At 66.2% G+C, this 12,648-nt stretch carries 11 protein-coding genes and 2 tRNA genes; 4 read left to right on the top strand and 9 right to left on the bottom strand.

Features of this window, described 5'->3' with window-relative positions:
* Nucleotides 1-117: 117 nt before the first annotated feature.
* The 3 genes from J1N50_RS02640 to J1N50_RS02630 form a co-directional block, all read right to left on the bottom strand.
* The gene (locus J1N50_RS02640) at nt 118-522 is read right to left on the bottom strand and encodes a PaaI family thioesterase (RefSeq protein WP_246552995.1); all 405 of its coding nucleotides are present in this window, start codon (nt 520-522) and stop codon (nt 118-120) included.
* Between the two features lie 57 nt (nt 523-579).
* Nucleotides 580-2,259 carry an energy-dependent translational throttle protein EttA gene (gene ettA, locus J1N50_RS02635; protein WP_215350094.1) on the bottom strand — a complete coding sequence of 560 codons (1,680 nt, stop codon included), beginning with the start codon at nt 2,257-2,259 and terminating at the stop codon, nt 580-582.
* A gap of 188 nt (nt 2,260-2,447) precedes the next feature.
* On the bottom strand, nt 2,448-2,765 hold the full coding sequence (locus J1N50_RS02630; protein ID WP_215350092.1) for a hypothetical protein: 318 nt from the start codon (nt 2,763-2,765) through the stop codon (nt 2,448-2,450).
* A gap of 20 nt (nt 2,766-2,785) precedes the next feature.
* Here J1N50_RS02630 and J1N50_RS02625 point away from each other — a divergent pair, with 20 nt between their 5' ends.
* On the top strand, nt 2,786-3,163 hold the full coding sequence (locus J1N50_RS02625; protein WP_215350090.1) for a hypothetical protein: 378 nt from the start codon (nt 2,786-2,788) through the stop codon (nt 3,161-3,163).
* Nucleotides 3,154-3,230: transfer RNA gene (locus J1N50_RS02620), tRNA-Pro, on the top strand. The genes J1N50_RS02625 and J1N50_RS02620 overlap by 10 nt, the downstream gene beginning before the upstream one ends.
* Before the next feature lie 6 nt (nt 3,231-3,236).
* Here J1N50_RS02620 and J1N50_RS02615 read toward each other — a convergent pair.
* From J1N50_RS02615 to J1N50_RS02600, 4 genes are all read right to left on the bottom strand, one after another.
* Nucleotides 3,237-4,712, bottom strand: a complete 1,476-nt coding sequence (locus J1N50_RS02615; protein ID WP_215350088.1) for a M20 family peptidase — start codon at nt 4,710-4,712, stop codon at nt 3,237-3,239.
* Nucleotides 4,713-4,769: 57 nt separating this feature from the next.
* Nucleotides 4,770-4,845 (bottom strand) — tRNA-Ile (locus tag J1N50_RS02610).
* Nucleotides 4,846-4,905: 60 nt separating this feature from the next.
* On the bottom strand, nt 4,906-5,928 hold the full coding sequence (locus J1N50_RS02605; protein ID WP_215350086.1) for a polysaccharide deacetylase family protein: 1,023 nt from the start codon (nt 5,926-5,928) through the stop codon (nt 4,906-4,908).
* A 25-nt stretch (nt 5,929-5,953) separates the two neighbouring features.
* Complete coding sequence (locus tag J1N50_RS02600) at nt 5,954-7,597, bottom strand: sensor histidine kinase (protein WP_343227830.1); 1,644 nt, start codon at nt 7,595-7,597, stop codon at nt 5,954-5,956.
* Between the two features lie 167 nt (nt 7,598-7,764).
* On the opposite strand from J1N50_RS02600, the gene J1N50_RS02595 reads away from it, so the two are divergent.
* Nucleotides 7,765-8,238, top strand: a complete 474-nt coding sequence (locus J1N50_RS02595; protein WP_215350084.1) for an Lrp/AsnC family transcriptional regulator — start codon at nt 7,765-7,767, stop codon at nt 8,236-8,238.
* Nucleotides 8,239-8,313: 75 nt separating this feature from the next.
* Here the strand turns inward: J1N50_RS02595 and J1N50_RS02590 are convergent, their stop codons facing one another.
* The gene (locus J1N50_RS02590; RefSeq protein ID WP_215350082.1) at nt 8,314-9,588 is read right to left on the bottom strand and encodes a tetratricopeptide repeat protein; all 1,275 of its coding nucleotides are present in this window, start codon (nt 9,586-9,588) and stop codon (nt 8,314-8,316) included.
* A gap of 162 nt (nt 9,589-9,750) precedes the next feature.
* Entirely contained in the window at nt 9,751-10,047 is a 297-nt protein-coding gene (locus tag J1N50_RS02585; protein WP_058456735.1) for a hypothetical protein, read from the bottom strand.
* Nucleotides 10,048-10,115: 68 nt separating this feature from the next.
* Between J1N50_RS02585 and J1N50_RS02580 the strand changes: the two genes are divergently transcribed.
* Entirely contained in the window at nt 10,116-12,494 is a 2,379-nt protein-coding gene (locus J1N50_RS02580; protein ID WP_215350080.1) for a hypothetical protein, read from the top strand.
* The last annotated feature ends 154 nt before the right edge of the window (nt 12,495-12,648 follow it).

Raw genomic sequence — 12,648 nt, 5'->3', positions numbered from 1 at the left:
CCGGCGCAGCGCCGAAGGAAACGGCGGACCATGGACCCTGAAACAAGTTCAGGGTGACGATGATGGATAGGTCTACTTCCGGTCGTTAGCGGTCATCGGTACCAATCACTTCGCCCCTCACGGGATCGCGTAGGTCACATTGGCCTGCCCGACCGGCTTGTCGGCGTCATCGGTCCAGATGCGGACATCCATCACCGCCAGCCGTCTGCCGAGGCGGAGCATATGCGCATCGGCGAAAAGCGGTCCCGGGCGGCACGGACGCAGAAACTGGTAGTTGAGCGCGCTCGTCACCGCCATCGCGACGGGGCCGATGTGCGCGAGGACGAGGGCATAGGCCGCCATATCGGCGAACCCCATCTGCGTCGGGCCGGAGATCAGCCCGCCGGGACGCAGCGCCTGATCATTGGGGTCGATCCGTGCGCGGATATGGCCGGGTTCGGCCAGGACGACATGGCCGCGCGAGCCGGGCTTCGAATGCGGGAAGGCGTCCGCCATAAAGGCGTTGAGCGCGTCCGCGTCCATGCGGATCGCGCCAGACGATACGGGCGCCAAGACCGGTGCCGCCTCCCCCGCCATGCCCTAGCGCGTCAGCTTCTTGTAGGTGGTCGCGTGCGGGCGCGTCGCCTCGTCGCCGAGGCGGCGGATCTTGTCCTCCTCATAAGCCTCGAAATTGCCTTCGAACCATTCGACATGGCTGTTGCCCTCGAACGCCAGAATGTGCGTCGCGAGACGGTCGAGGAAGAAGCGGTCGTGGCTGATCACCACCGCGCAGCCGGCGAAATTCTCCAGCGCCTCCTCGAGCGCGGCGAGCGTTTCGGTGTCGAGGTCGTTGGTCGGTTCGTCGAGCAGCAGGACGTTGCCCCCCTCCTTGAGCATCTTCGCCAGATGGACGCGGTTGCGTTCGCCGCCCGACAGCTGGCCGACCTTCTTCTGCTGGTCGACGCCCTTGAAGTTGAACGCGCCGACATAGGCACGCGTCTGCATCTCGTGCTTGCCGATGCTCATGAGTTCGTGGCCGCCCGAAATTTCCTCCCAGACATTCTTGTTCGGGTCGAGCGCGTCGCGGCTCTGGTCGACATAGCCGAGACGCACGGTATCGCCGATGGTGACGCTGCCGCTGTCGGGGGTTTCTTGGCCCGTGATCAGCTTGAACAGGGTCGACTTGCCCGCGCCGTTGGGCCCGATCACGCCGACGATGCCGCCCGGCGGCAAGGTGAAGGACAGGTCCTCGAACAATAGCTTGTCGCCATAGGCCTTCGAGATGCCTGCGACCTCGATCACCTTGCCGCCGAGGCGCTCGGGAATCTGGATGACGATCTGCGCCTTGCCGGGGGTGCGCTTTTCCTGCGCCTCGACGAGCTGGTCGAAGCTCTTGATACGCGCCTTCGACTTGGCCTGGCGCGCCTTCGGCGATTGCCGGATCCATTCGAGCTCGTCGCGGATCGCCTTCTGGCGGCCCTGGTCCTCGCGTGCTTCCTGCTCGAGGCGCTTGCCCTTCTTGTCGAGATAGGTCGAATAATTGCCTTCATAAACAAAGTAACGGCCGCGATCGAGTTCGAGGATCCAGTTCACCACATTGTCGAGGAAGTAGCGATCGTGGGTGACGAGGATAACGTTGCCCGGATAGTCGACGAGATGCTTTTCGAGCCAGGCGACGCTTTCGGCGTCGAGGTGGTTGGTCGGTTCGTCGAGCAGCAGGATCGACGGCTTCTCCAGCAGCAGGCGGGTCAGCGCGATGCGGCGCTTTTCACCGCCCGACAGATTCTCGACGCTCCAGTCGCCCGGCGGGCAGCGGAGCGCTTCCATCGCGATTTCGAGCTGGTTGTCGAGCGTCCAGCCGTCGACCGCGTCGATCTTTTCCTGCAGCGTCCCCATCTCCTCCATGAGCGCGTCGAAATCGGCGTCCGCGGGCGGATCGGCCATCAGCGCGCTGATCTCGTTGAAGCGGTCCATCATGTCGGCGACGCCGCGGACGCCGTCCATGACATTTTCCTTGACCGTCTTCGTCGGGTCGAGCTGCGGCTCCTGCGCCAGATAGCCGACGGTAATCCCCTCGCCCGGCCACGCTTCGCCGGTGAAATCCTTGTCGATGCCGGCCATGATCTTCATCAGCGTCGATTTGCCCGTGCCGTTCGGGCCGACGATACCGATCTTGGCATCGGGATAGAATTGCAGGCTGAGGTTATTGAGCGTCGGCTTCTGCGCGCCGGGATAGGTCTTGGTCAGACCCTTCATCACGAAACTATATTGGGCGGCCATGGATATGCTCCGGTAGAGGCTGGGCCGCGGTCGTGCGGCCGGGAGAGTTGGGCGCCGGTTAGCGAATGGGCGCGCGGTTGGCAATCGACGCTTGCGCGCGCGAAGCCGCCCGCCGGCGGCGGGGCCAACGTCGGCGCACTGATCGCGGCAGGTGTTTCTGCGATCGACCTGGCCCGGGATGGCACGCGTTATTCCGGCATCCACCACGCGCCCGACGGCACGTCCGACAAGGTCGATCCCGCCCGGTTGCGGTCAAATGTCGTGCTCTGGGCCGCGACTCCGGTGATTCTCGCCACCAGCGAGAAGTGCGAGTTGCCGTGATTGTTTCGGTCAAATGACAGAATTCCGCCCGCGCCGACCATCTCAATTATTTTTGTTGACGATTCATGCGGAACGGCTAAATCCCGCCGCTCGCGGGACGGGAAAGTTTCCCCAGCGCGGAAAGGCATTTTAGGGAGCCCACACATCATGAAGAAGTTTGCTGCTATCGCCGTTGCTGCCAGCATGTTCGCCCTCGCCGCTTGCGGTGAAAAGGCTGCTGAAGAAGCCACCACCGACGCTCCGGCTGCTGAAGCTGTTGCTGAAGAAGGCGCTGACGCTGCTGCTGCCGGCGCCGACGCTGCCGCTGCTGGTGCTGACGCTGCCGCTGCTGGCGCCGACGCTGCTGCTGCTCCGGCTGCTGACGCCGCTGCTGCTCCGGCCGCTGACGCCAAGGCTGCTCCGGCTGCTGACGCTGCTGCTGCTCCGGCTGAAGAAAAGAAGTAAGTCACAGCCCCTCGGGGCAATGACCGAAACGAAAAGAGGCGGTCTTCCTTCGGGAAGGCCGCCTTTTTCTTTGCCGGTCACCCGCGGGTGGACTTCGCGCGCGCGCCTGTCTAAGGCCGCGAGGCCGGTCGGGGAGTAGCGCAGCCCGGTAGCGCGCCTGCTTTGGGAGCAGGATGTCGCAGGTTCGAATCCTGTCTCCCCGACCAATCCTCCTATCCCGTCGAGGTCGCGATCAGCCGCGCGTAGAAATCGATCATCCGCTTGAAGCTGTCGATCGCCATATGCTCGTTGGTCCCATGGATCATCGCCGATTCCTTCAGCGAGAAATGCATCGGCATGAAGCGATAGACGTCCTCCGACACCGGCTCCATGCTCCGGCTGTCGGTCCCCGCAACGACCAGCGTCGGGGTCAGCACCGCATCGGGCGCGTCGGCGCGCGCGGCCGCGGCGATCCATTTCCAGCCCTGCGAGCTGGTCGACGACACGCGCGAGGGTTCGCGCGGCGGCTTGACCCAGGCGAGATCGACCTTGGTGCTGCCGACCGCCGCTTTCGCGCGCGCCATCACATCGGCCGAGCTGTTCCACGGCGCGATGCGATAGTTGATCAAGGCGCTCGCCGATTGCGGCAGGACATTCTCCTTGGGGCTACCCTCCAGCATCGTCGGCGCGATGGTCGTGTGGAAGGCCGCGGCGGTCGTCGGCGCGGCCCCGAGGCGGTTCTTGAGGCTGCGCCCGAACAGCCACCGGTTCGCCACCGCCATCCTGGTTGCCCCGCCCTTCTTCGCGGCGAGCGCCTCGATCATCGACGCCCCGGGACCGCGGAATTCGAGCGGGAATGGTTTGCCCGCGATCGCCAGCACCGCTTTCGCGAGCGTCGTCACGCCGGTTTCGGCGGGCGGCATCGAACTGTGCCCGCCGGGCGCGGAGGCGGTGACCTTCAGCGTGCCATAGCCCTTCTCCGCAATGCCGATCATGATCGCGGGCCCGTCGATGACGGGCGTGTCGGTCAGGACAATGCTCCCCTCGTCGAGCGTATAGATCGCCTTCACGCCCGCGGCCTTCAGCTTCGCGGCGGCGGCGATCGCGCCCGAACCGCCCGCCTCCTCGTCATGGCCGGATACCAGATAGATGCCGCGCTTCGGCTGGAAGCCGCTTTTCGCCAGCGCGTCGAGCGCTTCGAACAGACCGACAAGCGAGCCCTTGTCGTCGACCGTGCCGCGGCCCCATACCGCCCCGTCGGCGATCGTCCCTGCGAAGGCGGGATATTTCCAGTCGCCTTCGGTGCCGGGCGTCACCGGCACGACATCCTGGTGCGCCATCAGGATAACCGGCGCGAGCGAAGCATCGCTGCCCGGCCAATGATAGACGAGCGTCCGGTTCGGCAGGATCGTGCGCCGCATCGCGCCATGCACGGCAGGATAGGTGGACGCCAGCCATGCATGAAGCCGGTCCCATTCGGCGACGTCGTTGGCGGCCGGATCCTGGTTCGATATCGTGCGAATCTGTGCGGCTTCGCTCAGGTGGCGAACCGCCGCGTCCAGATCATAGGCCGGGGCCGCCGCGAGCTTCACGTCGCGGCCGTCGGCGACATTCGCCGGCGCGAAGGTCGCGGTGCGCACGCCGACGACGGCCGCTCCCACGACGAGGATCGACAGGCCGCCGATCAAGGCAATCCGAAGCTTTCCCATTCCCCTCTCCTTTTCGGCGGGCAATGGACAGCGATCGGTTTCGATTTGCAAGGGGAATGGTGGGCCCGGCAGGACTCGAACCCGCAACCTAGCCGTTATGAGCGGCCAGCTCTAACCATTGAGCTACAGGCCCCCGTTCCGGGGATGAGCGGGCGATAGCGGAGCGCAGCGGGCGTTGGCAAGCCGGTTGCGCTCATGCCGGCCGCTTCGCGGCCGCGAGCATCAGCAGACCCGCCGTATCGGTTGGCACCACGCCGCGGCGCCCCAGATGGTCGAGCACCGCGTCCCACCAGCGATAGAAGCGGTCGAGATCGGCCGCCGTCCGCACATAAGGCGTATTTCCGGGCCGCAGCGACGGCGAGTGGAACGAGAAGTTGAGGACGGGAACTCCCTGATCGAGCGCGATGTCGATCGCCCGGCACGCGCGCTCGGCAGGAATGCCTTCGGGCGTCAGCGCGATGCGCTCGACAAGCCCGAGACGGGCCAGCACCGATCCGGCATAGCGGCCGTTCCGCGCGATCGGGTGATAGAGCCCCTCCCCCTTCGCTCCCATGAGCCCGCCGAAAACGGTCGTCACCGGCACCTCGAGCACCGGCCCGTGAGGCGTCGCCACCCACCAGGGTCGAAGCGGGGCGCCACGATAATCGGGCCCATGCCCTTTGCGATAATCGAAACCCGGCCTTACCGACGTGTCGCAGACAAAACCGAGTTCGGCGAGCATCTCGGCGGTATCGCGCCCGAGCCCGTAACGCCCGGCGCGATAGACCTGCGGTGCGGCGCCGAAGCGGGTGCGAATGGCATCGCGCAGCGCCGCCATCTTCGCCCGCTGGAGCGCGGGAGGAAGATTGCCGGCATAGCTGTTGCGCTCGCCAACCTCTTCTTCATGCGGCGGCGTGACCCAGGGATGGAGCTGGGCCCCGACATCGCAGCGGCCGGCAGCGCGCGCCGGCGCAAGAATCTCGACGGCGCGGTCGTCCTGCACGACGGGCCAGTCGACAAGATAGATCGGAACGACCCCCGAGCGCTCGAAATAGCCCTGGCATTCGGCAAGCGAGGGGACCGAATCGAGCCGGTAGCCGTTCCGTGCGAAGGGCGCCGACCAGTCAAAATCCTCTTCGGTGTCGATCGTCACCCAGAAACGCGGGCGTCCGTCAGCGCCGAGACCGATCTGCCCGGCCGTCTCCGGATATGTCTGAAAGCTGCCCGCGGGCTGCACTTTCGTTCCCCTTTGCCCCCGGGGGCTATTCGCCCTGCTGAACACCGAGTTCGGTATCGACTCTCGGGTTGGCCGACGGCAAATGCAAGGTCAAGGCGTTATGTCCGATGTCGAGCCGTCCGCCGACGCTGCGGGCGAGGCTGTCGACAAGCCGCAGCGAGAAGCCGAGGCTCAGGATCGCGGCCCCCGGCGCCTCGCCTTCGGGGCTGAAGCCCGGATCGAGCAGTTCGGCCGCGGTGGCGAAGCGGATCGCCAGCGGACGGACGATGCGCAATTGCAGCATGTCGTCCGCGCCCGGCTCGGTCACCAGCTGACCGACGAGGATCGTTCCGGGCTCTGAAATATCGACGAGCGCAGTCAGCATCCGCCCGATCATCCGGCGCGAATTGGCGTCGCCGCCCTGCGCGAGGAAGGGGCCGCCGACGCGCGAGATATTGAGGTCGACGCGCTGGTCGGCAAGCAGCGCCGCGAGATCCTCCTCGACGCGCGTCATCACCATGCCGAGGTCGGCGACCTCCTCCGGCGCCAGCGCGGCGGGCTTCGGATCGATCGCGCGCGCGGCGGTGTCCAGATCCTCGATGATCGACTGGATCGACGCCGCGTCGGTCACGATCGCCTCCGCCATCTTGCGATAGGAATTGCTCACCGGACCGAACATCTGACCCGAAATAATCTGCGAAAAGCCGGAGATCGCATTGAGCGGGCTGCGCAGTTCGTGGATCAGCTGACGGATCGAGTCGCCCGAATTCTGGCTGGCTGCCGGACGGCCGTAGGGCATCTCGTTGCGCTGCGGGCGCCGCGCGCTGCCGCGATACCCGCGGAACTGCCCCGTCGCCGGGTCGAACCAGGGCATCGCCGAGAAGCGCCACTCGCCCGCCTCCGACGCCGCGCCCTCAAGGATCATGCGCGCGTTGACGATTTCGGCGCGCTGGCGGAACGCGCCCGCTGCCGCGCCGTCGGCGCCGGGCTCGCCCCCGAACGCCGCGTCGGCGATCGACAAGCCGATTGCGGCGCCGCGCGTAATGCCGTCGACCCAGCGAATCAGGCCGTCGGGCCCGGTCTCGAACAGGAATCCGGTGCGGGCCGGACGCGGCGGCGGCTGCGTGCGGGTCGACTGGAATTTGTCGATGCGGCGGACGAGCTCGCTGATCTGGCTGGGAGCCCCCTCGACGGCCGGAACCGGCCCGGCGGCGGCCTCGGGCTCCGGCGCGGCGACGGCAACGGCCGCGGGCTGCGGCAGCGCGACCGACCCCGCCCCCAGGCTCTCAAGCGCGCGCCGAACCGTCTGCGGAAGATCCTTGCGGCCGGCGAGGACCGAACGAGCCGTCGCAGCGGTGGCGGGGAGCACCGCGAGCCAGTCCCCCTCCGACAGGCGCGCGCGGCTCAGCATCGTCGCCGAAACCGCCGGCACGTCATTGGCATAAAAGGCAACCAGCGGCGCAAAACGGCCATGACGTGCGATCGCCTCGGCGCAATCGCGGCGAATCTTTTCGGGGACTTGCGGCCGCAGCAGCGCGAGGGCATGGAAAGCGCGGCGCACGTCTTCGCCGGCAAGCTGGTTGCCGCGCTGGGCGAGGATATCGCTGAGCTGACGCCACGCAGCGATGCTCGCGCGGCCATCCTTCGGGGCTTGGCGCAAGATGGTCGCGATCATCGAGTCAGCAGTCACGCGGGCCGGCCCCACACCCAGTTTGTTGGTTAGCGTATGTTTACCGGCTAGCGTGAATCCGCTGGTCATGAAAGTGCCATCGTCGACCACGTCACATTGTGGGACAATTGCAATCGCCTGAAATAATATTATGGTCGATGCTCTTTTGGAAAGCGGATGTTTCAAATATGGCCAGTCAGAAATTTGATCAGATCGACCTCCAGATCCTCGCGGAACTGCAGAAAAACGGGCGAATGACCAATGTCGAACTGGCGCAAATGGTAGGACTCACGGCGCCGCCGTGCCTCCGCCGCGTTCGCGCGCTCGAAGAATCGGGGGTCATCCGCTCTTATCATGCCGATCTCGACGCGGCGAAGCTCGGCTATGGCATCACCGTCTTCGCGATGGTCAGCCTGCGCAGTCAGGCCGAAGCCGACCTCAAGGCATTCGAGGACTATGTCGGAAAGCTTCCCGAAGTTCGCGAATGCTACATGCTGAACGGCGAAATAGATTTTCTGCTCAAGGTGGTCGCGCGCGACCTGCAGAGCTTCCAGTCCTTCCTGACCGCGCATCTGACGTCGGCGCCCAACGTGACGAGCGTGAAGACCTCGCTGACGATTCGCACCGCGAAACAGCTCGCCGGAATCCCCGTCGAAACCTGAGAGCGGCCGACACGCCAAGAAAAGGGCGCCACCCCCGATGGAATGGCGCCCTTTCTGTGCCGTATCGCCGCTCGATCAGGTGGCGGGGGCTGCCGCCACGGCGGCCGGGGCGGTTTTGGTCTGGACATAGACCGTCCACAGCTTGGCGAGCCGCGCACGATTGCCCTGCACCTTCGCCAAGGTGGCGAGCGCAACGTCATTCTGCCCCGAAAGCGCCTGCGCCACGCCCAGGCGATATTGCGCGATGGGATCGCTCGCCGCGATCGCCTCATAAAGCGGGATGGCCTTGGCGATTTCACCGATGCCGACCAAGGCATCCGCGGTTGCGCGCGCAGCCTTGGGATTGGTCACCGGCTTGCCGGCATCGGCGAGGAGTCCGGGGCGGTCGGCTTTGGCGCGCTCGGTCTGCGAGCTCAGGATCTGCGAAAAGCGCTCGTCCCGGTCGGTGAAAACCTTGTTCGCAATGCCCTGTTGAACCAGCGACACCACCTCGCCCGGATAGCCGGCTTCGGTGGCCATGGCCGCATATTCCAGATATTCGCCGCGATCGGTCATCGCGCCCGATGCGCGCATCAGGCGAAGGATGTCGAGGTTGAGTTCCTTGTCGGCCCCCGCCTGCTGGAGCAGGATGTACAAGGTGTTGCGCCAGACCGCGGGCTGCGGATAGTCGCGGACGCGGAGCGTCAGCATGTCGAGCAGTTCGTCGGTGCGCTTCGCGGCCTGGAGCGCTTTCGCCGGACGCACATACAGTTCCTCCGACGGCACCCGTCCCGCCGCGCGCTCGGCGTCGATCGTCGCCTTGGCGAGCGCGATCCCCTGATCGACGCGCCCCGAGTTGAGGTAGCTGTCCATCAGCAGGAGCGGCAGCGAGGAATCGGTCGATCCCGCCGCCTTCGCCGCCTCGAACCGCGTCGCGGCCTTGACATAGTCCTTTTTCACATAGGCGAAACGGCCCGAATAGAAGTTATAGTTGCCAAGGTCGGCCGCCGGGACGAGGCCCGAATCGAGCGCGGCCTCCAGGCCTTGACTCTGGGTCGCCTCATCCTTGTTCAGGATGCCAAGCTGCAGCGTGTAGAAACCCATCAGATATTTGTCGTCGTTCGAGGTCGCCGTCGCCTGCCCCTCGGCCAGCGCCGCCTGCAAAGCGGCGGCATCCTTGGCCTTGGTCGCGTCGCCCATCTTCTTCACCGCAGGCATGAATGCCTTGCTCGGCGAAACCTTCGGCCCCTGCCCGGCCTCTTCCTTCTTCGGCTTTTCCTTCGCCGCGGCGGGGGTGGCCGTCGCGATCAGCGCACAGCCCAGCACGGCGGCCAGAGCGGTCGCGGTCATCGGGCGGAAACGGGTGAACATCGATATCTCTCCTCTGAAACGGCCGCCTTGCCAGAAGCATGCGGGGGTCAGCCGCGGTTCAAAACGCGGCTAGACCCGTAGCGTTGCCAAGGCAAGACGGCCGGGATCGATATTTCCAATGGCGGGTGGCGGCTGAACGGGGATTGAACCCGCGAAAGCCGTTCAGGCGAAGCTGTCGATCGCCGCGTTGATGTCGCGCAGGATCGCGGGATCGCCGGGCACGCCCTCGATCGCCGCTTCGGCGAGCTGGATCAGCGGGATTACTCCGAAGGTCGCGGCCAGGCTTTTCATCCGCTCTGCGGCGACGCGCCAGTTGGCGTCGCACCGCGCGCGCCGCATCAGGTCCGCCAGTTCGCGCGTGTTCGCGGCAAAGCTTTCCCGCAGCTCTCGGGCTACCGCGGGATCGTCTCCGACCGCCGCATGAAGATACCGGTCCAGGGGGCCACTATCGAACGACATTCCACAGGCTTGCCAGATTGTGGTTAAGTTTCCGTTCCATGAACGCGATTTGATGCTAATATGGCGGGATGACGGGGGAAAAGAAGATCGTCGGACTGTGGCGGGATTCCGCCGCCAATCCGGATGCCGAAGCGCAGGCCGAGGCGGGCGCCGCGGCGGCCGAGACCGCGCCTGCGGTTGAAACCGCCCTTCCCGAGGAGCGCGACTGGCTCGATATGTCAGCCATCACCCACGCCGCCCATGACCATGACGACCAGGACCATGACGACCATGATGCGGCAGGCTCGTCGTGGAAGGACCGGATCGCTCCCGCGCTGTTGATTATGGCGGCCATCGGCTGGGTCGCCTTCGCGACTGCGGCCGGAACCGACCGTTTTGCCCGCGCGCCCGCTTTCACCGAATGGCCGGTGCTGCTCGCGACGATCGCGATGCCGCTCACATTGATCGCGGTGCTCTGGATGGCGCTCCTGCGATCGGGCCGGTCGGAACAGGCGCGTTTTGCGCGGATCGCCGCCGCGCTCCGCGACGAGAATATGGCGCTCAACGCCTCGATGCGGACCCTCGCGGAAAATCTTGCCGATGCGCAGCGCCAGCTCGGCGAACAGGCGCGCACGGTACAGCAGCTCGGCATCGATACCGTGCTGCGCCTCAACGAAAGCAGCGACAAGCTGGCGACGAACGCCTCGGTGATCGCCAATGCGCACGACCAGCTCGCGCGCTCGGGCGATGTGGCGATGCAGCGGATGGACGGGCTGCTCGCAGGTCTGCCGCGGATCGACGATGTCGCGCAGCGGCTTGCGGTCAATTTCCGCGAGGCGGGCCTTGTCGCGCACCAGCAGGGCGCGAATCTGGAGGCCAGGCTCGCCGCGCTTGCCGAGGAAGCTGGCAAGACCGCACAGATCGGCGAAGCCTCGGCAGCGAGCCTGAGCGAGGCCATCGGTGTGCTGCGGCAACAGGCCAGCGACACCGAAATGAGCCTGATCGCGGTCGCGTCGCAGGTGACCGACGCACACGGCGTCGCGCTGGCGCAGATGACGCAGGCCTCGGCGACCGCGCGCGACGACCTCAAGGCGACGATCGCGGCGGTGACCGGGCAGATGGACGGCAGTTGGCGCCACTTCCGCGACAGCGTTGCGTCGGCGGCCGAACTGCTCGACGCGCGCCTCGCCGCCGCACGCGAAGCCGGCGACACGCTCGGCGCCCAACTTGTTGCGCACGGCGAAACGAGCGACGCGCTCGCCCGACAGATCAGCTCGCACGTGGCGACGGTCGGCGAACAACTCGCGGCGCTCGACACCAAAGTTGCGTCCAGCACCGGCGTCATCGGCCGCGCGATCGACGACACCAAGGGCCAGCTCGCCGCCTTCATGGCCGAGGCGGAAAAGAGCAACGGGTCGGCGCACCAGCTGATCGCGCAGGCGGAGTCGCTGCTGCTGGCGCTCGACGCGGTGACGCGCGAGCTCGACGAGACGCTGCCGCACGCGATCGACCGGCTGAATTCGCACGGCAAGGCGACGCAGACCGCGCTGTCGCAAATGAAGCCGATGCTCGAAGCCTCCGAGCTCGTCGCGCAATCGACGCTGTCGCACGTGAACGCCGTCAAATCGACGCTGCAGTCGAACGAAGAGCAGATGGCGGCGCACGCCGACAGCCAGCAGGCGCTCGCCGATCGCATCAAGGCGTCGCTCGCCGACGCCGACACCGCGCTCGCCCGGCTGCGCAGCGGCGCCGACCAATTTGCCGAACAGGGCGGCGCACGAATGATCGCGACGCTGGGCGAAGTCCGCGCGACCGCCGACAGCGCGGCCGAGGAGGCGCGCCAGACGCTCGAAAAGCTCGTCTCGGGCGCCCGCGACGCGATGAAGGCGACCGCCAGCGAAGCGATCGACGCCGCGTTCAAGACCGAGATCATGACGCAGCTCACCGCGATCGAGGAAGCCTCGCGCCGCGCGGTCGAAGCCGCCAATGCTGCAACCGACCGGCTGATGCGCCAGCTGATCACGATCATGGACACCAGCGCCAGCGTCGAGGCGCGCGCGATCGAGGCCGAACAGGCGATCGCCGCCTCCGACCGCGATTCGATGGCGAAGCAGGTCGGTGTGCTGACCGAAGCGCTCAAATCGACCGCGATCGACATGACCAAGATCCTGTCGAGCGAGGTCAGCGACACGGCGTGGGACGCCTATCTCAGGGGCGACCGCGGCGTCTTCGCGCGGCGCGCGGTCAAGCTGATCGAAAATGGCGAGGCAAAGGAAATCCTGCGCCTCTACCAGAATGACGACGGCTTCCACGCCGCGGTGAACCAGTTCATCCACGATTTCGAAGCGATGCTGCGCTTGCTGATGGGCGCGCGCGACGGGTCGGCGATCAGCGTCACCCTGCTCTCGTCGGATATCGGCAAGCTCTATGTGGCGCTGGCGCAGGCGATCGACCGCCTGCGGGGCTGATTGCGCTGAAGCAGCCCGCTTGGGTTGTCAGTTTTCGACCGGAAGCTGCCATAAGATCCTCCCCATCGACTTGCGATGGGGAGGGGGACCGCCGCGAAGCGGTGGTGGAGGGGCGGCGAGCGTTAGCGAGCGCTGCGCGCTCGGCCCCTCCGTC

It is taken from the genome of Sphingopyxis soli, assembly GCF_018682675.1.
GTDB classification, from domain to species: domain Bacteria; phylum Pseudomonadota; class Alphaproteobacteria; order Sphingomonadales; family Sphingomonadaceae; genus Sphingopyxis; species Sphingopyxis soli.
This window is presented reverse-complemented; position numbering and strand designations above follow the sequence as displayed.